General features: G+C 66.5%; 20 protein-coding genes. 14 read left to right on the forward strand and 6 right to left on the reverse strand.

Going from position 1 to position 21,128, the window contains the following annotated elements:
- Positions 1 to 2 precede the first annotated feature (2 nt).
- The 7 genes from OLX23_RS17005 (at position 3) to OLX23_RS17035 (ending at position 6,611) form a co-directional block, all read left to right on the forward strand.
- Positions 3 to 1,028: a spore coat U domain-containing protein gene (locus OLX23_RS17005; protein WP_264446207.1), complete on the forward strand. Its 1,026-nt coding sequence runs from the start codon at positions 3 to 5 to the stop codon at positions 1,026 to 1,028.
- Positions 1,029 to 1,152: 124 nt separating this feature from the next.
- The gene (locus OLX23_RS17010) at positions 1,153 to 1,641 is read left to right on the forward strand and encodes a spore coat U domain-containing protein (RefSeq protein WP_264446208.1); all 489 of its coding nucleotides are present in this window, start codon (positions 1,153 to 1,155) and stop codon (positions 1,639 to 1,641) included.
- 83 nt (positions 1,642 to 1,724) lie between these two features.
- On the forward strand, positions 1,725 to 2,198 hold the full coding sequence (locus OLX23_RS17015) for a spore coat U domain-containing protein (protein ID WP_264446209.1): 474 nt from the start codon (positions 1,725 to 1,727) through the stop codon (positions 2,196 to 2,198).
- A complete protein-coding gene (locus tag OLX23_RS17020; RefSeq protein WP_264446210.1) occupies positions 2,188 to 3,210 on the forward strand; it encodes a helix-turn-helix domain-containing protein in 1,023 nt (340 codons plus the stop codon). The genes OLX23_RS17015 and OLX23_RS17020 overlap by 11 nt, the downstream gene beginning before the upstream one ends.
- Positions 3,207 to 3,728, forward strand: a complete 522-nt coding sequence (locus OLX23_RS17025) for a helix-turn-helix domain-containing protein (protein ID WP_264446211.1) — start codon at positions 3,207 to 3,209, stop codon at positions 3,726 to 3,728. Before OLX23_RS17020 ends, OLX23_RS17025 begins: the two co-directional genes overlap by 4 nt.
- A 156-nt stretch (positions 3,729 to 3,884) precedes the next feature.
- Positions 3,885 to 5,732, forward strand: a complete 1,848-nt coding sequence (locus OLX23_RS17030) for a DUF885 domain-containing protein (RefSeq protein ID WP_264446212.1) — start codon at positions 3,885 to 3,887, stop codon at positions 5,730 to 5,732.
- A 54-nt stretch (positions 5,733 to 5,786) separates the two neighbouring features.
- Positions 5,787 to 6,611 carry a DUF1501 domain-containing protein gene (locus OLX23_RS17035; RefSeq protein WP_319641331.1) on the forward strand — a complete coding sequence of 275 codons (825 nt, stop codon included), beginning with the start codon at positions 5,787 to 5,789 and terminating at the stop codon, positions 6,609 to 6,611.
- Positions 6,612 to 6,654: 43 nt separating this feature from the next.
- Here the strand turns inward: OLX23_RS17035 and OLX23_RS17040 are convergent, their stop codons facing one another.
- Genes OLX23_RS17040 through OLX23_RS17060 form a run of 5 tightly spaced genes read right to left on the reverse strand, consistent with a single transcriptional unit; the run spans position 6,655 to position 12,415 of the window.
- Positions 6,655 to 7,347: a GntR family transcriptional regulator gene (locus tag OLX23_RS17040; protein WP_264446213.1), complete on the reverse strand. Its 693-nt coding sequence runs from the start codon at positions 7,345 to 7,347 to the stop codon at positions 6,655 to 6,657.
- A gap of 19 nt (positions 7,348 to 7,366) precedes the next feature.
- Positions 7,367 to 8,875 carry an FAD-dependent tricarballylate dehydrogenase TcuA gene (tcuA, locus tag OLX23_RS17045; RefSeq protein ID WP_264446214.1) on the reverse strand — a complete coding sequence of 503 codons (1,509 nt, stop codon included), beginning with the start codon at positions 8,873 to 8,875 and terminating at the stop codon, positions 7,367 to 7,369.
- A gap of 36 nt (positions 8,876 to 8,911) precedes the next feature.
- Positions 8,912 to 10,042, reverse strand: a complete 1,131-nt coding sequence (locus tag OLX23_RS17050; protein WP_264446215.1) for a 2-methylaconitate cis-trans isomerase PrpF family protein — start codon at positions 10,040 to 10,042, stop codon at positions 8,912 to 8,914.
- Positions 10,042 to 11,052 (reverse strand): NAD-dependent epimerase/dehydratase family protein, encoded by a 1,011-nt coding sequence (locus OLX23_RS17055; RefSeq protein ID WP_264446216.1) that lies wholly within the window; start codon positions 11,050 to 11,052, stop codon positions 10,042 to 10,044. The genes OLX23_RS17050 and OLX23_RS17055 overlap by 1 nt, the downstream gene beginning before the upstream one ends.
- Positions 11,042 to 12,415: an MmgE/PrpD family protein gene (locus OLX23_RS17060; protein ID WP_264446217.1), complete on the reverse strand. Its 1,374-nt coding sequence runs from the start codon at positions 12,413 to 12,415 to the stop codon at positions 11,042 to 11,044. Before OLX23_RS17060 ends, OLX23_RS17055 begins: the two co-directional genes overlap by 11 nt.
- Positions 12,416 to 12,576: 161 nt before the next feature.
- Between OLX23_RS17060 and OLX23_RS17065 the strand changes: the two genes are divergently transcribed.
- The 7 genes from OLX23_RS17065 to OLX23_RS17095 all read left to right on the forward strand — a co-directional run bounded on the left by OLX23_RS17065 (position 12,577) and on the right by OLX23_RS17095 (position 17,475).
- Positions 12,577 to 14,055, forward strand: a complete 1,479-nt coding sequence (locus OLX23_RS17065) for an aldehyde dehydrogenase (RefSeq protein ID WP_264446218.1) — start codon at positions 12,577 to 12,579, stop codon at positions 14,053 to 14,055.
- A gap of 11 nt (positions 14,056 to 14,066) precedes the next feature.
- A complete protein-coding gene (prpB, locus tag OLX23_RS17070) occupies positions 14,067 to 14,981 on the forward strand; it encodes a methylisocitrate lyase (RefSeq protein ID WP_264446219.1) in 915 nt (304 codons plus the stop codon).
- A 59-nt stretch (positions 14,982 to 15,040) separates the two neighbouring features.
- Positions 15,041 to 15,163, forward strand: coding sequence for a hypothetical protein (locus tag OLX23_RS17075; protein ID WP_264446220.1), 123 nt, complete (start codon positions 15,041 to 15,043; stop codon positions 15,161 to 15,163).
- A gap of 335 nt (positions 15,164 to 15,498) precedes the next feature.
- Positions 15,499 to 15,966: a sigma factor-like helix-turn-helix DNA-binding protein gene (locus OLX23_RS17080; RefSeq protein WP_264446221.1), complete on the forward strand. Its 468-nt coding sequence runs from the start codon at positions 15,499 to 15,501 to the stop codon at positions 15,964 to 15,966.
- 50 nt (positions 15,967 to 16,016) lie between these two features.
- Positions 16,017 to 16,391: a hypothetical protein gene (locus OLX23_RS17085; protein WP_264446222.1), complete on the forward strand. Its 375-nt coding sequence runs from the start codon at positions 16,017 to 16,019 to the stop codon at positions 16,389 to 16,391.
- Between the two features lie 57 nt (positions 16,392 to 16,448).
- Positions 16,449 to 16,931 carry a hypothetical protein gene (locus tag OLX23_RS17090; protein ID WP_264446223.1) on the forward strand — a complete coding sequence of 161 codons (483 nt, stop codon included), beginning with the start codon at positions 16,449 to 16,451 and terminating at the stop codon, positions 16,929 to 16,931.
- 31 nt (positions 16,932 to 16,962) lie between these two features.
- The gene (locus tag OLX23_RS17095; protein ID WP_413629904.1) at positions 16,963 to 17,475 is read left to right on the forward strand and encodes a winged helix DNA-binding protein; all 513 of its coding nucleotides are present in this window, start codon (positions 16,963 to 16,965) and stop codon (positions 17,473 to 17,475) included.
- A gap of 337 nt (positions 17,476 to 17,812) precedes the next feature.
- Here the strand turns inward: OLX23_RS17095 and OLX23_RS17100 are convergent, their stop codons facing one another.
- Positions 17,813 to 21,118 (reverse strand): glycosyltransferase, encoded by a 3,306-nt coding sequence (locus tag OLX23_RS17100; protein WP_264446224.1) that lies wholly within the window; start codon positions 21,116 to 21,118, stop codon positions 17,813 to 17,815.
- Positions 21,119 to 21,128 lie beyond the last annotated feature (10 nt).

The following is a 21,128-nucleotide window of genomic DNA, read 5'->3' on the forward strand; positions in this document are numbered from 1 at the left end:
GGATGCCCGGCGCGCAGATCTTCGCCGGCATCTTGGCTGCCATCGGCGCGGCGTTGTTGGCGCTTCTGTTGGTGCCGTCTCCGGCGGCGGCACAGGTCTCCGCGTCCTGCACCGTCACGCCGACGGGCGGGCAAGGCGAATATACCAACGGAACGCCGCCCCAGATCACCACGACGCTGGGTTTTGTCTGCGATTGGACCAACGTGGGGGCAGAGCCCGCGGCAGCTCAGCAAGCGACGATCTGCGTAACCTTGCAGGGCGGTGGCGCAGCCCGCTCGCTGGCGCGAAGCGGCGGCGGCGGCACGCTCTCCTACGAAATCGGATTGCAGGGACCGACGGCGCCAGCGCTTGAAGAGGGTAGCCACGTCGCGGTCGGCGAGTTGGCCATTCCCGCACTGGAAGCGGCGGAAAGCATCGAGGGTTCCGGTCAAAGCGCGCTTTTTGCCGTGACCGGTCTGCCGAACCTGCCCGCCGTTGCGGCCGGAACCTATGAGGATACGCTTAGCTGGAGCGGCTATGTTGCCGATGCCTCGGCGAGCGGCACCTGCGATGGGGCCCAGGGCGAGATCGCCGGCAGTAGCTTTTCCGGGCGCGAGGGAAGCCTCTCCGTTGAGCTCGCACCGACCTGCGGCATCGTCTCGACCACGGCGGTGCGCTTCGAGACCGTGCCGGGCGGAGGCACGCTTGCGACGTCGATCTATGGGCAGGGCGGCATATCGGTGCAGTGCACCGGCGCGGTCACCTATACGATCTATCTGGACCACGGGCAGGCCGATCCGTCGGGCCCCCGGCAGATGAGCAACGGCGCGGGCGGCGTCCTGCCCTACCGTCTGTGCAAGCAGGCGCCCTGCAGCGGCGAGTGGACCGAGACCAGCATTGCCCAGGGTGTCGGCGGGTCCGGCGGCGTCACCGTCAACGGCAGTACCGATCCCGCACTGACGACGGTCTACGGCGAGATCGTCGCCGGCACCCTGGTCCGGCGCGCGGGCGACTACGCCGATCAGGTCCAGGTCACGGTGGCCTATTGATGCCCCAGGCCTGCCGCCTCGATCGCCTCCTGCAAGCGAGATCACCGTCCGGAAGGGGCGCCGGACGGCTGCCTTACTCTTGCGCCATCGGCGCTTCGCCCTCCCATCACGAAAGGACCAAATCATGCGTAAACTTTTCCTCGTGGCCGCCTCGGCCAGCGCGCTGTTCGCGGCGCCGGCCTTTGCCCAGGACACGGGCACGCTCGACGTCTCGGCCGAAGTGCCCGAAAGCTGCGAGATCACCGGGGCAACGCTCGATTTCGGCGAGGTGCGCCGTGACGAAGTCCTTGCCTCGGGCGACGTCGCGCTCGTCTGCACTTCGGGTGCGGAATTCACGTTGACGGCTGACGGGGGCACGAATGCCAGCAGCGGTCAGCGCCGTCTCGTCACCGGCAGCGGCCCGAATGCGACCTACCTTGCCTACAACCTCTTCACCGACTCCGGCCGTTTGGCCGAACTGACCGATGAGGATGGCATCGAGGGCACCGCCGATGAGACCACCGGCGAAGCGACCGTCACGATCTATGGGCAGATCCCGGCTGCGGCGGACGGTGTGGCGCGCGTCGCTGCGGAAGACTACACCGACTCGGTCGAGATTTCGGTCTCCTTCTGATCGTGTCCGAGGCCCGACCACTAGCGATCGCACGAGTTCGGTGCGCCGGGCCTCTCGGGCTGGTGTGGGTCTGTGTCAGCGCCTTGCTGGCGCTGGCGCTGGTGCCGGCGCAGAGCCGGGCGCAGGTCACGGGGAAGCTCGCGATCGCCGCCAGGGTGCCACCGACCTGCCAGATCGGCACGAACCAAAGCGCCACCGGCGGTGCCACGATCGACCTGGGCGGCCAGGATGCGAGCGGTGGGGCTGGGCTGCTGACACCGATCCAGGTGCCGATCGACTGCAACGACAGCGCGACGACGCCCAAGATCTCGGTCGATCCCGGTAGCCATTCGGACGGCACGAGCCGGCGAATGCAGGGGCCTACGGGCAGCTTCATCCTCTACGATCTGCTCCTCGAAGGGAACCAGGTCTGGGACGGCTCCTTCCTTCCGCTCGCCTATCGCCCTGACGGGACGGCTTTCTTCCCCATCGCCGGCGTGCGCGTCCGGGTCCCGCCCGGAACGCCCGACGGAATCTACATCGACACGATCGTCATTACCATCAGCCTTGAAAATTGACCTCGCCTCGACCTTCCCCACGGGGAACTCCGCCGATGCTGGGGCCCTCGGCGAACGCTTCCTGCTACGGGCGCCGATTACGCGTCTGGTGATCGAGCGGCTGGCGGACCGGCTGCGCGATACGGCCATGTTCGCAATCGCTGGCGAGGCGCGCGACGAGGTTTTGACGATCGCCGAGGAACTGTCCGATCTCGCCCGCAGCGAACGGCGGGCGGCCGAGGCGCTAGACGAGGCGGGACCCGTCCAGCCTTGGGCGCTGCGTCTGGCACTCGGCTTCAAGAGCATCAAGGCTGCGCGTCTTCTTCGCCATTTCGTTTGTGCGCCCGGGGTCCATCACCGTCGCGAGGTGCTGCTCCGCGCAGTCGAGACGACGCCGGCTGCGCTGGTCGCGATGGTTTGGGACATTCGCCGTGTGCTTGGACCGCTCGGCCTGCGCGGCGAACTGCGGCACATCGACAGGGGCTACGTCCTGTCCCAGGGTGGGGCCGAGGCGATCTGCCGGCATTGCGCGCCCGACCGAATAGCGATCCTGTTGAAGCAGCACGGCGTCTCGCTCGCCGTCCCGGCTCTGCCGCCGCCCGCGCTTCCGATCGCCCTGTTCGGCGGTGACACCAACCTGCCGTCTTCAGGGACGGATCACGGCGTCCTTCGGCTCGCCGCCACATTGCGGCTCTTCGCCGCGATCCGCGAGGGTGGTCGGCGGACCGCGGACCGATCGACCAAGTCCAGGCTGCTCGAGCTCGTCAGCGGGCTCAGCACCATGGGGCTGAATCTCGTCACGATCTGCTCGGCCAATCCGGGCGTGTTTCTCGCTCACGCTGCGCTCGTCGCACGCGTCGGCTGCGCCGACGCATCGTTGAAGATCCTGATCCTGAAATTGCGCCGCCATTTCATGGAGGCGGGATTTCCCGATCCGATCGAGACGAAGCGGGGTTTCGGCTATCGGTTTGCACCCGCGTTCCTCGATCGTCTCGCCGCGATGGCCGCCGAACTCCATGACGGCGACGGATGAGCGTCGAGCATCGTTCGCCTAGCCGCGCGGCTGGCACCGTGCCGCGCATTGACGACGATGCCGTGCTTACCGGCATCGCGAGCCAGTTGCGCGTGATCGCGCGCCGCTGCCGCAGCGAAGGACGGATCGAAATGACCACGCTTGCGGAGATCGACCGGCTTGCGGACGGCCTCGACGGGGTCGCATCGCAGCGGCAGGTCCTGGCACCGGAAGTCGCCGAAGCGCGGATGCGGCATCTGCAGCGTCGGCTGGTATTGCGCACGCCCCGCGCGGCCGAATTCTTGCTCTACCTCGCCGATCATCCGGGGCAGCTATGCCCTTACCACATGCTAGAGCGGGCTGTCGGTGGTGGGCGGAATGTCATCAACGTCTACGCCTGCTATGTCCGCAGCGCGCTCGTTAAGCAGCAGCTGGAAGAACCGCTCGTTTCCGAGGTTGGCCAAGGTTATCGCCTCAGCGTCGAGGCCGCGGCGTTCGTTCGGGGTCTCTTTGCGCCGGTGCCCTTGAGGCGAGCCTGAGTGGAAGACGGGAAGAGCAGCCTCTTGAGGGCCGCGACCATATCCGCACCAGCCATAGCGAGGGAACAGCCCGGTTCGCGCGGTAGCTTCCTCCATCCATTGTGTTTTTTCTCCTGCATGGCCTAGGCTCGCGACATCGCCAGTTGGGAGCTTCGCATGATTGATCGGCGCTACTTTCTCTCGTCCGCCTCTGCGGGAGCGGCCCTCGTCGCAGCCGGCCCTTTGCTCGCTCGTGCGACAGGGCCCCAGGCGACCGCGGGCTCGTCGAACAAGGCCCTTGCCGCCTTCATGGACAAATATTTCGAAGCGGAGGTCGACGCTTCGCCCGAGACTGCGACGGGCCTCGGGCTAGACACGGGCGCCCGCGCTGCCCTGAAGTCGCGCCTCACCATTCCGACGCCCGAGCATGAAGCGGAGAACCGTGCGCGCATTCGTGCGGCGCGCGCCGATCTCGGCAAGCTCGATCGCGCATCGATGAGCACGCAGGATGGCATTTACTACGATACGCTCGAGGCCCATCTCGATGCTGTCATCCGCACTTACGCCATTCCCTATGGCCAGGGCGGCTGGCCGGAGGTCTACAGGGTCAGCCAGGGCGGCGGCGCCTACCTCAACACCGGCGATTTTCTCGACAACCAGCACACCATCAAGAACGCGGCCGACGCCGAAGCCTATGTCTCGCGCGTAAACGACTTCGCGGACGTGCTCGCCGCCGAGACGGACCGCATGCGCGAGGACTTCGGCATCGGCGTGGTTCCGCCGGACTTCATCCTGCAGAAAACCATCGGCCTTCAGGCGGGCATGCTGCGTACCAAGGCAGGCGATTCCACGCTCGTGGGCTCGATCGTGCGCCGCACGAGCGAGCAGTCGATCGCGGGCGACTGGCGCGCGCGCGTTGAGAAGCTGGTGGCCGAGCGGGTCTATCCGGCCCTGCAGAGCCAGAACGATGCGCTGAAAGCGGTGCTCCCCAAGGCTGGGCACGAGGCTTCGGTCGCGCGTCTGCCGCAGGGCGCGCAATATTATGCGAACAGCCTGAGCTACATCACCACCACGCGCATGACGGCGGAGGAAATCCACCGTGTCGGGCTCGCGCAGGTTGCGGAGCTGACGGCGCTTTCGGACGCAATGCTGAAGAAGCTGGGGCACACCAAGGGAACCGTCGGCGAACGGATGGTCGCGCTCAACGCCGATCCTGCCAACGTCTATCCCAATACGGATGCCGCCAAGATCGAACTGGTCGCGCATCTCAACACGCAGATGGCAGAGATGCAGAAATTGCTGCCCAAAGCCTTCGGTCGCCTGCCCAAGGCCGGGGTCGAGATCAAGCGCGTCCCGCCCGAGATTCAGGAAGGCGCATCGCAGGGCTATTACAACCCGCCGAGCCTCGATGGCACGCGTCCGGGCATCTACTGGATCAATCTCACGGATACGGCAAACTGGCCCAAATACGGTCTGCCGACCTTGACCTATCACGAGGCGAGCCCTGGCCATCATCTGCAGATTGCTCTGCAGCAGGAGAGTTCCGCCACGCCAAAGGCCATGAATCTCATATTCTTCTCGAGCTACGGCGAGGGCTGGGGGCTTTATGCCGAGCAATTGGCCGACGAACTCGGCACTTACGACAACGATCCGCTCGGTCGCATCGGATTCTACCAGAGCCTTCTGTTTCGTGCCGTGCGCCTTGTCGTCGATACCGGCCTTCACGCGAAGGGTTGGAGCCGTGAGCAGGCCATCCGCTACTTCATCGACAATACGGGGCGGGCCGAGGGAGGCGCGACATCCGAAGTGGATCGCTACTGCGCGTGGCCGGGTCAGGCCTGTGCCTACAAGGTTGGCCACAACGAATGGCTGCGCCTGCGCGCGAAAGCGCGCTCGGCGCTGGGCTCAGGGTTCGACCTTCGCAGCTTTCACGATACGGCGCTGGCAAGTGGCAGCATGCCGCTCACCGTTCTGGAGCGCGTGGTCGATAACTGGATCGGAGCACGCAAGTCGCGGGGAGTGTGAAGGGGCAAGTACCCTTTCGCACTCAGCCGAAGGTGAAGACATAAACTCGCGCTTATGGTCGCGGGGCAGCGGACGATCACCGACGTCGCGCTGATCGAGAACAGCGACCGTTATCTGAGGTGGGCTGCAAGGCAAAACGATCGGCTCGCTGGGCTGGTGTCGGGATCAAGCGGGTCGGCGATTGCTCTCGCGCCGACGATCCCGCTGGCGCTCCGCGGCCCGGCCGCGGTGACTTCCTACGCGCCGTCAAAGATTCCCGAACCTTCGGACGACCTCATGCTGCGTGTCGGTCAGCTCTATGCGGCCGACCGGCAGCTTCACCCATTGTGGTCCGCCGCGCTCGACGCGAAGATGGTCGGGGAGGGCGCGACCATCGAGAAGGGCGCGGCAGCGCTCGGCACGTTGACCGCTGCTTTCCTGACAAAGCCCGATGGTCCCCGCATCGCCATGCTCGAGACCGGCGGTTGGGACACTCACAATGCGCAGGCCGGACGGCTGACGGCGCAGCTCAAGGCGCTGGACGCGCTGGTCTCTGCACTACGCGCCGGCATGGGACCGGATTGGAGCAAGACGACGGTACTGGTTGCCACCGAATTCGGTCGCACGGCAGCGGCCAACGGCACGGGCGGCACCGATCACGGCACGGGATCTATGGCAATGCTGATCGGCGGCGCGGTGAAAGGCGGGCGCATAATTGCCGATTGGCCGGGACTTGCTCCGAGACAGCTCCACGAAGGCCGCGATCTCAAGCCAACCAGTGCGCTCGACGCCGTGATTGCTGGCGCGGCGGCCGAAAGCCTGGCACTCGATCCGGAGCTGACGGGGCGGCGGCTATTTGCCAATATCGCGCAGCGACCCGTGACGGGGCTCGTTAGCTGAGCCCAAAATGGCACGATCGTTCAGACTAAGGTAGCGCCGACGGTTAGAGGTTTTCGCTTTCCGACATCATGAGCTTCTGTTCGACGTTGCGGCGAGCCCGGCACAGATGGTCGCGCATCGCATCCTCGGCCGCCTTGGGGTCGCGGGCTTCGAGCGCGGCCACGATCGCGCGATGTTCCTGCAGCACCTCGGCCGCGCGTCCGGGCTGGGCGCCCGAGCGATAGCGATAGACGCGCAGCATGTAGTGCAGATCGCCGGCCAGCATATGCGCCAGCCGGTCGTTGCCGCTGCCGTTGACGATGCGGAAGTGGAAATCCAGGTTCTTGGTTTCCTGGTAGTATCCCTTGTTTTCCTGGACGCTCTTCTGGTTTTCGTGATCGTCGAGCATCTTCTTGAGCGCGGCGATCTCCGTATCGCTCATGTTGGTCGCGGCGAGGCTGCAGGCCAGGCATTCGAGGGCCTCGCGCACCTGCAGGATCTCGTTGAGGTCCTTCAGGCTGAGCGAGGCGACACGCACGCCGATATTGGGCGTGCGTTCGAGCAGCTTGCGACCTTCGAGCCGCCGGATGGCTTCGCGCAAGGGGCCCCGGCTGACGCCGAGGGAAGCCGCCAGCGCTTGTTCGCTGAGGCGGCTGCCAGGTTCCAGCTGTCCCGATATGATCGCGGCTTCCAATCGCTCGGCGACGACGTCGACGAGCGATTGGACCTGCACCTTGTTATTGAGCGCTCCGGCCATGAAGCGTCCTTAGCGCGCTTCAGGCGGCCTTGGCCAGTAGCCCGGCGTTCTTGCCCGCCAGGCGGCCGAAGACCGAACCGTTGAGCAGGCCGGTGCCGCCCGGATAGTTCTCGTAGAAGATGCCGCCGACGAGTTCGCCCGCGGCATAGAGGCCCGGGATCGGCTTTTCGGTCAGGTCCAGCACCTGCGCGTCGGTGTTGATCTTGAGACCGCCGAAGGTGAAGGTGATGCCGCAGGTCACGACATAACCGTGGAACGGGCCGGTATCGATCGGCAGCGCCCAGTTGGACTTGGGCACTTCGAGACCCTTGGTGCCGACGCCGTCGAGGATCGAGGGGTTGTAGGTCGTGCCGAAGGCGCCTTCGGGGCAGGCCGCATTGTAGGCGGCGATCTCGGCCTTCAGGCCTTCGACGTCGATGTCGAGCTTTTCGGCCAGTTCCTCGATCGTGTCGGCCGTCGCCTTGGTCACCTCGCGGATGCGGTATTCGTCGCGGACGTTGTCGTGCGTCTTGGCGTCGAAGATCTGCACCGCGGCGCGGCCGGGCTGCTTCATCACTTCCTTGCCGTACTTGGCATAGGTGTGGTTCCGGTAGTCGGCGCCCTCGTCGATGAAGCGCTTGCCCTGCATGTTGACGACGATGCCGATGATGTAGCTGTGCTTCTGGAAGTTATCGAGGATCACGCGGTCGCCGTAGGGCGGGGCCGAGATGTCCCACTGCACGGCGTGGCAGCTCGACCAGCCGCCGTGCGGGCGTGCGCCGATCCGCATCGCGGCCTGGATGCCGTCGCCGGTGTTGTGCTGGGTGCCGCGCACGCGGCACGATTCCCAGCCCGCGCCGAGATAGCGCACCCGCATTTCGGGCGAGCTCTCGAACCCGCCGCAGGCCAGGACGGTGGCCTTGGCGTGGAAGTCGACGTAGCCGTCGGGGCCGAAGGCGCGCACGCCGGTGACGCGGCCCTTCTGGTCCTGGATCAGCTCGCGCAGGCCGGTCTCGTACTTGATCGTGACACCCATGCGGTCGCAGGCCTGGACCAGCATGTCGACCAGGCCCCAGCCGCCGCCGACCGCCTCGATGTTCACGCCGCCGTAGAAGTGGTGCTTGCCCTCGATCTTGAACGACTGGCGGCCGAACATCGGGATGAAACGGATCTTGTGCTTGCGCATCCAGCGCATGGTGTCGCGCGATTCGCCGATCAGGATGCGGCCCAGGTCCTCGTCGGCCTGGTTGTCGGTGACCTTCATCAGGGTCGCCATGAATTCGTCTTCGGACAGGCTGGGCAGGTTGCCGATCGAATCGTATTCACCCGGCGTCATGTCGTCGAGGATGTCGGTGCGCAGGTCCTCGACACCGTTGTGGCAGAAGCGGAAGCCGCCGGCGGTGAAGGTGGAGTTGCCGCCGCGGTCTTCGAGCGTCGCCTTTTCCAGCACCAGCACCTTGACGCCCTGCTCGGCGGCGGACAGCGCGGCGCAGAGCGCGGCATTGCCGGCGCCGACGATGATGACGTCGTAGGTTTCCTCAGCGGACATTGCATTCACTCCTTCGATTTGAATGGGTGGGGCGCCTCAGGGCGCGCGATAGAGAACCTTGCCTTCGAACAGTCGGCGCGCGGAGCGGAACACGGCGCCGTTGAGTGCCTTGCCGTCCTCTACGGATGCGTCGACCAGGATCGTGCCCGAGGAATGACCGATACGGATCGGCCCCTCGCTGTTGGCGCAGAGCCGGTGCGGGATCGAACCCGGCACGCGCGCCGCGACGGCGAGGCAGACCGCGCCGGTGATCGGCACCGCGCGGTGCGGCTGGCCGACCGAGATCATGCGCACGACGATGTCCATCTCATTGGCGGCGAGTTCGCGGCCCGACAGCGTCGGCGAGTGCTGCGGCGCCGAAATCATCGCCACCTTGGGGATCGAGGCGAGCTTCTTCGCGCCCGCGAGATCGGCGGTCAGCCCCATTGCCACCGAGGCGGCCTGACGGATCGCTTCCATCTTCTCAAGGAAGGCGGCGTCGCGTTCGAGCGCGGTCGGCAGTTCGACCCCGGTCAGGCCGAGGTCGCTGGCGGCGACGAAGACGCAAGGGTTGGCGGCATCGATGCACGAGGCTTCGATCGGGCCGAGGCCGGGCACGTCGAGCCGGTCGACGGCCTGACCCGTGGGCAGCAGCTTGCCCGTCTTGGCGCCGCCGGGCTCGACGAATTCGAGCTTGATCGGCGCGGCCGTGCCGGCGACGCCGTCGAGCGCGAAATCCCCGTCGGCGGCCAGCATCCCGTCCACGACGGGGAAGCGCGCGACGATGATCTTGCCGGTGTTTGTATTGTGGATGCGGACTGCGATTTCGCCATCGGCCGGTGCCGGGATCAGCCCTTCCTCGATTGCGAAAGGCCCGATCGCCGAGGACATGTTGCCGCAGTTGCCGCCGTAGTCGACCAGCGCCTCGTCGACGCCGAGCTGGACGAAGGTGTAGTCGACGTCGGCATCGGGACGGCTGGCGGGGCCGACGACGCAGACCTTGTTGAGCGAGGACAGCCCGCCGCCCATGCCGTCGAGCTGGCGGCCGTTGGGATCGGGTACGCCCATCGCGGCCAAGAACACCGCATCCCATTCGGCCCGGTCGGCGGGCAGATCCTGGATGCGGAACATCAGCGCCTTCGACGTGCCGCCGCGCATGAAGACGGCCGGGATGCGGTGGAGCGGCATCAGGCGGGCTGCTGCTTGCGCCAGTCGATCAGCCGGCGGATGCCGTCTTCGACGCTGACCTGCGGCTCCCAGCCGATAGAGGCCTTGATCTTCGCGCGGCTGAGCTTGAGCGAAGGGCTGCTGGTGGCTTTCACCGCGCTAGCATCGTCGGCGTAGACCGGTTGCAGATCGCTGCCCGTCACGTCGAGCACGATCTCGGCGATGCGCTTGACCGTGGTCTCGACGCCGGTGACGACGTTGAACACCTCGCCGGTCACGTCCGATGCCATGGCCATGACGTTGGCCCGCGCGACGTCGGCGACGTGGATGTAGTCGTGCACCTCGCTGCCGTCGCCAGGCAGGACCGGCGGCTCGCCGCGCACGATCTTGTCGTAATTCTGGATGATGTAGAGCGCGTTGACCCCGCGGTAGTGCTGCCGCTCGCCGTAGACCGTGGCATAGCGCAGCGCGATCGCATCGACCCCGTGCTTCTGGCTGTAGAGCTTGCAGAGCGCTTCGCCGATCAGCTTGGTGCACGAATAGAGCATCGAGCCAGGCTGGTAGCCCGCGAGGTTGGCGGGGAAGCTCTCGTCGATCACGGCGTCGCCTTCTGGCTCGCCATAGGCTGCGATCGACGAGGAGAAGATCACCTTCTGCACGCCGGCATAGCGGCAGGCCTCGAAGACGTTGACCTGGCCCTCGACGTTGACCGCCAGGCCCAGCGGAGGGTTCTGCGACAACGGCAGGGTCAGGAACCCGGCGATTGCGAAGACCCCGCGCGCACCCTTGAAGGCGTCGTAGAGCTGGTTGATCCGCAGGATGTCGCCCTTGAGCAGCTTGACGCGATCATCGCCGGCGAGGTGCGCGACGGTCTCGGGCGTGCCGAGCGAGAAGTTGTCGAGCAGCACGACCTCGGCCGCACCCTCGGCGAGCAGTATGTCGGCGACGTGCGAGCCGATGAGGCTCGCGCCGCCGGTGACGACGAATTTTCCACCCGAGATCTGCATCGTTCCGCCCTTTCTATTCTGCACGCAGCAGCGCCATGAGCTCTGCCGCGGTTACCTCTTCCAGCGCGAGTACGGCATCGCGGATGCGTTCCGCCTGCGTCGCCGGGATCGCCAGGCTCGCCGAAGCGAGGAACTTGTCTGCGACCGCGCCGGCATCCATCGCGCGTTCGCCGGCGCCGCTGTTGACGCGGACATGGCGGTTCAGCACGCGGCCGTCGTCGAGCGTGACGGTGACGCCGCCCGAGAAGAAGGTCGGGAAGGCAGTGTCGGGATCTTCGTGGCATTTTACCCGTAGGGCGAGGTCGCGCACTTCGGCATCGGCCAGGGCCTCAGGCAGCAGGTCGGGCAGGCCGAAGCGGCCGCGCAGCAGGCAATAGGCGACGACGAACTGCGCGCTGAACTTCGCCTCGTAGTCGGTGGTCGGCCGTTCCTTGGCTTCGGCTGGCTCGGCGATGATGTGCAGCGTCGGCTGGGCGAGGAAGGCGTCGACCTTGACGATCTTGGCCGAACCGATCTCGGCATGGAGGTCGATCGCGGCGTCGGCGCAGCCGTGGATGAAGTGGCAGACGGGGTAGGGCTTCAACGCGGTCTCGCCGAAATGCCAGACCTGGCCGAGATCGTCGGACAGCGGCGCGAGCTTGGTGGCTTCGCCGTGGAGGTGCGTGTCGAACAGGCCGAACTTGCCTTCGTAGGGCCGCGTCGGTCCCTTGAAGCCCGAGCGCGCCAGATAGGCTGCGGTGATCCCTGCGACCGCGCCCCAGCCCGGGTGGAAGCGCTTGGTCCAGGCGCCTTCCTCGAGGAAGACCTGGATGCCCGACGCCGTGCTGCCGGTGATGCCCTGCGCGGCGGTGATCTGCTCGGGGCTCAGCCCCAGCAGCCGCCCCGCCGTGACCGCGCTGGCGAAGTGCGAGACCACCCCGGTCGCGTGATAGCCGACGTGGTGGAAACCGCCGTCGACCGCGAGACCGATGCGGATCCCGGTTTCGGCACCCGCGAGGAAGGCGGCGAGGAGGTCCTTGCCGCTGGCGCCGAGCGTTTCCCCGAGCGCCAGCGCGACGGGCAGGCTCGTGCAGGTCGGATGGATGATCGAGGCGAGGTGGGTATCGTCGAAGTCGAGGCCGTGGATCAGGATCGCGTTGACCAGCGCAGCGTCGCGCGGCGCGAGCCGTGCGCGATGGCCGATCACCGAGCAGTCGCCGGTGCCGCCCATGGCCGTCACCCCCTCGACCGCGCTCCGGCCATAGGTCTGGACCGTCGAGGCGAGCCCGAGTCCGAGGCCGTCGAGAATGTGCAGCTTCGCGCGCAGCCGCACGGCTTCGGGCACCTCGGCCAATCGGAATTCGGTCGCGAACTGTGCGATGCGCTGCGCGGGCGTAGCTTCGGGCATGGGTCTCGCTCGGTTGTCGTTCTGCAGGCCTTTCAAGTGGCCCGGTCGACTGCGCTCCTGACATCGGATCGATGCATGGTCAACTGTTGACAGTTTTCTATCTGCACGAAATAGGTCTCGCGTTAGCGCGCTGCCGCACCCCTGCCAGGAACGATGAAGCCATGACCACGACCTATCAGCTTTTCATCGACGGCCGCTGGCGGCCGGCCTCGGACGGCGCGACCCTGCCGGCGATCAATCCCTACAACCAGGAGGTCCACGCGACGATTCCCGTCGCCACCGCGGCCGACGTCGAAGAGGCGATCCAAGCCGCCCGCCGTGCGTTCGACCAGACCTGGTCGAAGACCACGCCCGGCGAGCGCGCCAAGCTGCTCAACAAGGTCGCCGACCTGCTCGACGCCGATGCGAGCCGCATGGCGCTGCTCGAGACCACCGACAACGGCAAGGTCATCCGCGAGACCTCGAGCCAGATGGGCTATGCCGCGCGGATCTTCCGCTACTACGCCGCCTGGGCCGACAAGATGCACGGCGACGTGATCCCGCTCGACCAGAAGGACACGCTCGATCTGGCGATCAAGGTGCCCTACGGCGTGGTCGCCTGCGTCACCGCCTGGAACTCGCCCGTCGCGATCCTGACCAACACGCTGCCGGCCGCGCTGGCTGCGGGCAACTGCGTGATCCTCAAGCCCAGCGAGCACGCCTCGACCACCACGCTCGAAATGGCCAGGCTCTGCGAGGCGGCGGGCTTCCCCGCGGGCGTGGTCCAGGTCGTCACCGGCGCGGGCGAGGTCGGCGCGGCGCTGACGGGCTCGACCCTGGTCGACAAGATCTCGTTCACCGGCAGCCCCGGCGTCGGCCGGCTGATCGCGGCCAAGGCCGGTGCCAATCTCAAGCCGGTGACGATGGAACTCGGCGGCAAGAGCCCCAACATCGTGTTCGACGATGCCGACTTCGACCGCGCGCTGATCGGCGCGCTCGCGGGCATCTTCGGCGCCACCGGCCAGACCTGCATCGCCGGCTCGCGGCTCCTCGTGCAGCGCGGCATCTACGACCGCATGGTCGAGGGCCTGGCCGCGCGGGCCAAGCAGATCGTCATGGGCGATCCGCGCGATCCCGCGACCGAGATGGGCACGGCCGCCAACGAGCCGCAGTTCGCCAAGATCCTGTCGTTCATCGAAGCGGCCAAGGGCGACGGCGCCCGCCTCGTCGCCGGCGGTGGCCGCGCCGAGGGGCCGGGGCTCGACAAGGGGTTCTTCATCGAGCCGACGATCTTCGCCGACGTGCGCAACGGCATGAAGGTCGCGGCCGAGGAGATCTTCGGTCCGGTCCTGTCGATCATCCCCTTCGCCGACGAGGACGAAGCCGTCGCGATCGCCAACGACACGCCCTATGGCCTGGCCTCGGGTGTCTGGTCGGAGAACATCAGCCGCTGCCTGCGCATGATGCGATCGATCCAGTCGGGCGTGGTCTGGGTCAACACCTACCGCGTCGCCGCCCCGCAGGCCCCGTTCGGCGGCATGAAGGATTCAGGCTTCGGCCGCGTCCGCGGCGAGGCCGGCATCCAGGAGTTCATGCAGACCAAGAACGTCTTCATCGACTTCTCCGGCGACAAGCGCGATCCTTTCTCCATGAAGTTCTGAGGAATAAGACCATGACCTATCTCGTCGCCGACGATCTCCCGCAGGAACCCGCCGGCCATCGCTTCCGCGCCTTGGTCGAAAGCCCGGGAATCGCCAGGTTGCCGGGTGCCTACAACGGGCTGTCGGCGCTGCAGGCGAAAGCCGCCGGTTTTCAGGGCCTCTATCTCTCGGGTGCGGCGATGTCGGCGCAGATGGGGCTGCCCGACCTCGGCATCATGACGATCGACGACGTCTGCTTCTTCACGCGCCAGGTATCGCGCGCGAGCGGGCTGCCGATTCTCGTCGATGGCGACACGGGCTTCGGCGAAGCGCTCAACGTCATGCAGATGGTTCGCGCTTTCGAGGATGCGGGCGCCGGCGCGGTGCAGATCGAGGATCAGCTCCTGCCCAAGAAATGCGGACATCTGAACGACAAGAAGCTGGCGCCCGCGGCCGACATGGCCGCCAAGGTCGCGGCGGCGCGCAAGGCGCGGCGCCACCTCTACATCGTCGCACGCACCGATGCGCTCGAACGCGAGGGGCTAGAGGGGGCGATCGCGCGTGCCAAGCTCTACGTCGAGGCGGGCGCCGACGCGATCTTCCCCGAGGCACTCAACGATGCCGAAGCCTTCGCGCGCTTCGCCGCGGAAGTGAAAGTGCCGCTGCTCGCCAACATGACCGAATTCGGCAAGACGCCTTTCATGACCGCGCAGCAGTTCGAGCAACTCGGCTACAAGATGGTGATCTGGCCGGTCAGCGCCTTGCGCATGGCCGCCAAGGCGCATGAGGAGCTCTATGCGACCTTGCGAAGCGAGGGTTGGGTCAAACCGCTGGTCGATCGCATGCAGACGCGCGCCGAGCTCTATGCGACGATCGGCTATCACGAATACGAGGAACTCGACGGCACGATCGCCCGCTCGTTGATCCCGAACGGGAACCCCGATTGATGTAACGGGATGACCCAGAAGAGTGCCTCAGGCGCCAAGAAGGGGGAGGATGCAGTGACATGTTCATCAAGCTTCTTGATGATCTATCGACGGCCTTGGTGGGTACGACGTTCGCGCCGCATCAATGGCTCGGCGCGACGATCTTCCTGGTAGGTCTCGTCATTTTCGTTTGGCCGGAATGATATCGGCGCGGATCATGGCAAGCGCTGCCAGAGATTGATGGGCCGCGGGGCGTTGGTCTTGGTCGTCGAGATCGAAAAACAAGCCTGAGCGGGGCTCTCGCATGCCGTCGTCTACATCGACGCCAAGGTCCGGCCCCTATTCTCGATTTTGGTGTGGCTGAGCGGATATCGCCGGCTCGCAGGGCTAGTTTGTATTGATGATCGACGCTTTCGCCCGGCGCGGCGAGTTCGTGCCATAAGATGACGTTCGTCCCCACCGGCGGAGTGCACAAGCCGGTTGAACTAAGCACCAGAAACCGATTGATTCCGAATCGGGTCAATTCGATCGGAGCGTTGTGGAACACGAAGTCTTGAGGAACCTCTCCGGGAGGCAGCGGCAGTTGCTGGAGCTTGTCGCCGAAGGCTGTGTCAAATCCAAGGCGCTCGCGAACAGGACCGGGATTGCCGCCGGCACCGTCGACAACCAGTTGCAGCAGGCGGCCAAGGCCCTGGGCGTCGTGGGCAGGCATGCCGCCGCGGAACGCTACAGTGCGCTCAAGGAAAATTCTCACGATCCCTCTCACGTGAGAATTTCCCCCCTTCCAACACCCCGGGAAATCACGCCATCTCGAAAGGCCGGCGCTGTTCGGCGCGGACTGAGGAGGATCGGTCGCTTCTTCCTCGGTCCCGCGTTGGGCGGTGAGGAGTTCAGGCTCCGGTGGGATCAGATAACGCTGCGCATCATGTGGGTGGCAATGGTTTGTCTGACGACCTTCCTGGCTCTGGTGCTGTTCGTTCTGGGCATCATCAAGACGTTCGACTGATTTGTCATCACATCACCGCGGATCCCCTGGATCGCGGAGAAGGGGAAGCCATGCTCAAATTTCAGGAGGCCGCCGTGCATGTCATCGGCGGGGACATCCGAACGACGCTCGACACCATGGACCAGGCCTTCGCATCGCATCTGCGACTGGCGGCCGAAGCCGTCGAGGCCATGCGCGGATCGGGCATGCCGGTCGCGCAGTCCCAACGCCTGATGACCATGCTGCACGAAGGGCATTCGGCGGGACTTGCCTGGCGCCAGAAGATGCAGACGTCCATCGGTCTGATGCAGGCGTTTCACCGCCGCAGCAACCAGGCCGAAACGGGGGCGGGTTGCCCCGAAGGATGGGACGACATCGGTTTCTTCACGTCGGGCTCGATCGCCGAGGCCGAGGCCCCAGAGGCCGCGATGGTCGAGGCGCCCTAGTCTGGATCGGATGCATCGCGAATTGACGCGGTGCGACCGGCTCGATCTCATCCCGGCATGATCATAGGCCTCCTTTACTGGACCGTCGCTGCGGCATGCTGGGCCTATGCCCTGGCCTATGGCGGCAAGCCGAGCCGCTGGGCATTCGCCTGTTTCGTGATGGCCATGCTGGGCACCACGGTCGCGACACCCGGCTCGGGTTTTGCCGGGGTCGTCGGCCTGGTGAAGGTCGAGGCCTGGAGCCGGATGAACCCCGTGCTCCTTGCAACCGATACGCTTTATTTTCTGGGATTGTACGTCGCCGCACTCTCGTGTCGGAGGCACTGGCTGATCTGGTCCGCGGGTCTCCAGTTCGTTTGCGTGGCGACACATTTCGGCCCCCTGCTGGATCCGGGCACCAACGCGAAGCTCTATCGCGGCCTGGAAACCGTGTGGTCGATACCGATGCTCGCGACGATGGTCGTCGGCATTTTCAAGGATCGGAGGTACGAACGCCGTGTCGCTTCCACATACCCGCCCTCACGGCGCCGGCCAGCCTGACTCTGGCGAGATTCAGGCAAGGCTCCAGGATTTGCAGGCGCAGGTCTGGGAACTTGTCCGCCAGGTCGCCTTTCTTGCCGAAGCCTGCGCAAGCCCGTCCGAGGTCTCGGTGTCGGCTTTCGAACGCTCTCCGCCGCCGCTTGGCGTGGTCGCGGAAGACGGCAGCGTGAACCTCGTCTGCAATGCCGGACCGTCATTGCCCGATCCGCGGCTGCTGCGACGCATCGTCCGCAATCGGCAGGCGCGAGCCAAGTTCTTCGGCAGTCTGCCCTTCGCGGACCCGGCCTGGGACATCCTTCTGGACCTTGCCGCGGCTCGCATCGAACGCCAGCGCGTTTGCGTCACCTCGCTGTGCATAGCTTCCGGCGTGCCGCCGACCACGGCGCTGCGATGGATAAAGGTCCTGACCAACGCTGGTCTGTTGACCCGCGTGAACGATGAGACCGACCGGCGCCGCACGTTCATTGCGCTCTCCGATCGCGCGGCCGACGCCATGGCTCGCTATTTCGCGCAAATCGGGGAGGGCGGTGTGCAATCGATCTAGCGAAGCGCGACGGGATGATGGGGCTTCGCAACCGTCGCCGGCTCTTCTCTGGAATAGGTGTGATCGGACCATCGGCGCTTCGTCGACGCGTGTCTGAGCATTCGGGCCGAGAGGGCGCCCTGGCTTATGCCAAGGCGCCCTTCTGGTGTCAGAACTAGGAGAAGGCGTGGGTTGGACCGAGGAGAGAGAGCGTCCGGACCCACACGAGGTTTCTAGGCGGGTATGGTTAACAAATCCTTCACGTCCCTCGGAGGATCGACGTGAAGCCGTCGCTGCGTCAGCCGTATGTGGTCGCCTCGTACTGGCTTCGGTCGCTGCGGCCGACATTCCGATTGCGCTAGGCCGGCACCGCCGCGACCCGGCCGCTGCGCTCGAGCTTGCCCCAGCCGACGACCCAGCCGCCGATCGCGGAAGCGATCGCGCGTAGCACGACCCAGTACATGATCTGGCGATAGACGATCCTCTGCGCGACCAGCAGGAGGGCCGGATAACGCGCGCGGTTGCCGTCGAGGCGATAGGCGATCCAGCCGCAAAGGACGTCGATCGCGGTGAAGGCCAGCCAATAGAGCCCCATCGACGCGACGTCGCCGCTGGTCTGCGCCCAGCCGTGCTGGACGACCCGCAGCGCGGTGGCGACGATCGATATCAGCAGCGCGATGTCGATCAGCGGCGAAACCACCGCGAAGGCGATCTGGAACAGCCAGGCTTGCGGGAGCCCGACCAGCGCGAGCCCCGAAGGCCGGCCTTGCCGCAGTATCGTGCGGTGCTTCCACAGGCACTGCAGCGTGCCGAAGGCCCAGCGATAGCGCTGGCGCGCCAGGGCGCGGAAGGTTTCGGGCGCCTCGGTCCAGGCCGTGGCGCGCGGATCGTAGGTGACGCGCCAACCCGCGCGTTGAATGGCGATGGTGAGGTCCTGATCCTCGGCCAGCGTGTCCTCGGGATAACCGCCGACGCAATCGAGCGCGGCGCGCCGCCAGGCGCCGACGGCCCCGGGGACGACGGTCATCGCGTCGAAGCCGGCGAGCGCGCGACGCTCGAGATTCTGCGCGGTGATATATTCGATGGCCTGCCACCGCGCGACCAGGTTGACGCGATTGCCCACGCGCGCGTCGCCGGCGACGGCACCGATCCGCGGATCGGCGAACCAGCGCGCGAGCCGGCGGATCGTCAGCGGTTCGAACTGGGTATCGGCATCGAGTGCGATCACGATCTCGCCGGTGGCGTGAAGCAGCGCGCGATTGAGCGCCGCGGCCTTGCCGCCATTGGCGAGCCTGAGCAGGGTCACCCGCGGCTCATCGCCGAAAGCGGCGGCGACGACGCGGCTGGTGGCATCGCTCGACCCGTCATCGGCCACGATCACCTGCAGCGCGGGATAGTCGCTGGCGAGGACGCGCGCGATCGACGCGGCGATCACGCGTTCCTCGTTGTAGGCCGGGATGATCACCGAGACGCTGGGCGTGAAGGTCGGCGGATCGGCGCGGAGCCGGCGGCTCTGGAGCCAGGCAAGCCCGGCCATGACCACGGCGCGCGCCACGCCCAGCGCGATGGCGAGATAGAACAGCCAGGCCAGGAGCGCGCTGAGCGCGGCCAGGCAGACGAAGATCGCCACGTCGGCGCGGACGGCCCAGAGATCCTGCCCGGCGATGCGCGGCATCGCCTGCGAAGGCGGGACGCCGACCAGTTGCGAAGCGGGAACGAAGCGATAGCCCTCGGCCTTCAGCGCCGCGACGATACGGGGCAGGGCCGCCACCGTCTCGGCGCGGTCGCCGCCGCCGTCGTGGAGCAGGATGACGTTGCCCGAACTGGTCGGCGTCGCCGCGTGGACCTGGTCGAGCGTCTGGCGGACGATCGCATCGGTGCCGGGGCGCTGCCAGTCGCCGGGATCGACGTGCAGGCCGACCACCGTATAGCCCGCCCGCTGTGCTTCGAGTGCCGGCCCGAGTTCGTCGATCGTGGTCGGCTCGGCATCGCCGAAATAGGGCGCGCGGAACAGCGACATGCGGTGTCCGGTATAGGCTTCGACCAGCCGCTGCGTGGCGTTGAGCTCGAGCCGGGTCTGCGGTTCGCTGGCATTGGCGAGGTTGGGGTGGGTGTAGCTGTGGTTGCCGAGCTCGTCGCCGTCGGCGATGATGCGGTTGAGCAGGCCCGGTTGCGACAGGGCGTTCTCGCCGATCACGAAGAACGTTGCGGGCACATGCAAGTGTTCGAGCTCGTCGAGGATCTTGGGCGTCCAGGTCGGATCGGGACCATCGTCGAAAGTCAGCGCCAGCAGCTTGGGATCGGCGGCGCCGGCGCGCTGCACGACATAGGGCGTGGGCAGGGTATCGTAGCGCTCGTCGCGGATCATGCCGGCGGCGTCGCGCGTGACCTGGCGGCTCCCATCGGTCGGCGTGGCGGTGATGCGCAGGATCTCGCCGCTGCCCTCGACGTCGGTGCCGAGGAGGGCGGTCAGCCGCGACAGGTCGGGAAGGCCACCCGCGCGGAAGGCGTGGAGATCGGACCAGAAGCCCGGATCCTCGCTGCCCAGCCGCCACAGCGCGACGTCGCCCAGCCCCAGCCGTCCCAGGGCGGTGAGCTGATTCGAGCTGGCCGCGGCATCGAGCATCCAGACGACGTGATGTTCGCCGTTCTCGTCATAGGCGAAGCCGGAATTGCCGCTGGCGGCGTCGAAGGTGATCGGTGCCTCGCTGTCGTGTGCCGCCAGCCAGGCTTCCTCGATCGACAGCGCATCGGTGGTCTTGCCGTGCCAGTCGTAGGCATAGCTGCCGAGCGCGACGACGAGCTTGTCCGCGCCGATGATCTGCCGCGCATGTTCGACCTTGCTGACGAACCAATCCTGCGCGGCGATCGGTCCGGCTGTGCCGCCTTCCCAATGCTGGTCGTAGGCCATGAGGATCAGCTTGTCCGAGGCCTTGGCCAGGGCGGCGATCGGCCAGTCGGGATTGTCGACCGGCGCGGTGACGGCGATGCTGGTTCCGGCGGGCAGCGCGCGGCGCACCTGCCCGAGAAATCCCAGGTAATCGGGCATCGCGCCGGCGGGGAGCGCCTCGAAGTCCATCACCAGTCCCGCATCGTGGTGCGCCGTGACGAAGGCCGCCAGACGGGCGGCGAGATCGCGGCGCTGGGCCGAATCGCGCAGCAGGGCGGCCGCACCGGTTCCGTCCCAGGAGGAACGGTCATCGTCGAAGTTCTGGACCATCGGCAGGACCTGCGGGGCATCCTTCATGCCGGCGATCGCTCGGTCGAATCCCGGATCGGCTTGCACGCTGAGGGCGTGCCGCGGCCCGGTCACGAACAATTGCGCCGGCACCACCCAATCGAGAGCCGCCGCATGCTGGCGCAATGAGACCAGGCCGGCGTCGTCGCCGGGCATGTAGAAGCCGATGCTCAGTGCCTTGCGGGACGATGCGCTGTGCCGGGCCGGCAGCCACGCGGCGAGGCGATGACGCAGGACCGTCGGCGTGAACCGCGCCGCGCGCGACGTCGGCAGCGGCAGAGCCAGGTCTCGCGCGCGCGGGACGGTCACCAGCGTGGTCGCAAAGACCAGGGCGCCGAGCAGGATGGTGCCGATCAGCGTGGCGACCAGCCGCTTGGACCAGCGATCGCGGCGACCCGTCGGATCGAAGAAAATGGGTGCGCGCATGCGCTGGCCT

Origin of the sequence: Novosphingobium sp. JCM 18896 (assembly GCF_025938095.1) — a bacterium.
Taxonomy (GTDB): domain Bacteria; phylum Pseudomonadota; class Alphaproteobacteria; order Sphingomonadales; family Sphingomonadaceae; genus Novosphingobium.

Excerpts from the sequence above, each read along its gene's own strand:
- OLX23_RS17005 (WP_264446207.1), top strand. The coding sequence starts at position 3 with ATGCCCGGCGCGCAGATCTTCGCCGGCATCTTGGCTGCCATCGGCGCG.
- OLX23_RS17010 (WP_264446208.1), top strand. The coding sequence starts at position 1,153 with ATGCGTAAACTTTTCCTCGTGGCCGCCTCGGCCAGCGCGCTGTTCGCG.
- OLX23_RS17025 (WP_264446211.1), top strand. The coding sequence starts at position 3,207 with ATGAGCGTCGAGCATCGTTCGCCTAGCCGCGCGGCTGGCACCGTGCCG.
- OLX23_RS17030 (WP_264446212.1), top strand. The coding sequence starts at position 3,885 with ATGATTGATCGGCGCTACTTTCTCTCGTCCGCCTCTGCGGGAGCGGCC.
- OLX23_RS17035 (WP_319641331.1), top strand. The coding sequence starts at position 5,787 with ATGGTCGCGGGGCAGCGGACGATCACCGACGTCGCGCTGATCGAGAAC.
- OLX23_RS17040 (WP_264446213.1), bottom strand. The coding sequence starts at position 7,347 with ATGGCCGGAGCGCTCAATAACAAGGTGCAGGTCCAATCGCTCGTCGAC.
- tcuA (WP_264446214.1), bottom strand. The coding sequence starts at position 8,875 with ATGTCCGCTGAGGAAACCTACGACGTCATCATCGTCGGCGCCGGCAAT.
- OLX23_RS17050 (WP_264446215.1), bottom strand. The coding sequence starts at position 10,042 with ATGCCGCTCCACCGCATCCCGGCCGTCTTCATGCGCGGCGGCACGTCG.
- OLX23_RS17060 (WP_264446217.1), bottom strand. The coding sequence starts at position 12,415 with ATGCCCGAAGCTACGCCCGCGCAGCGCATCGCACAGTTCGCGACCGAA.
- OLX23_RS17065 (WP_264446218.1), top strand. The coding sequence starts at position 12,577 with ATGACCACGACCTATCAGCTTTTCATCGACGGCCGCTGGCGGCCGGCC.
- prpB (WP_264446219.1), top strand. The coding sequence starts at position 14,067 with ATGACCTATCTCGTCGCCGACGATCTCCCGCAGGAACCCGCCGGCCAT.
- OLX23_RS17075 (WP_264446220.1), top strand. The coding sequence starts at position 15,041 with ATGTTCATCAAGCTTCTTGATGATCTATCGACGGCCTTGGTGGGTACG.
- OLX23_RS17085 (WP_264446222.1), top strand. The coding sequence starts at position 16,017 with ATGCTCAAATTTCAGGAGGCCGCCGTGCATGTCATCGGCGGGGACATC.
- OLX23_RS17090 (WP_264446223.1), top strand. The coding sequence starts at position 16,449 with ATGATCATAGGCCTCCTTTACTGGACCGTCGCTGCGGCATGCTGGGCC.
- OLX23_RS17100 (WP_264446224.1), bottom strand. The coding sequence starts at position 21,118 with ATGCGCGCACCCATTTTCTTCGATCCGACGGGTCGCCGCGATCGCTGG.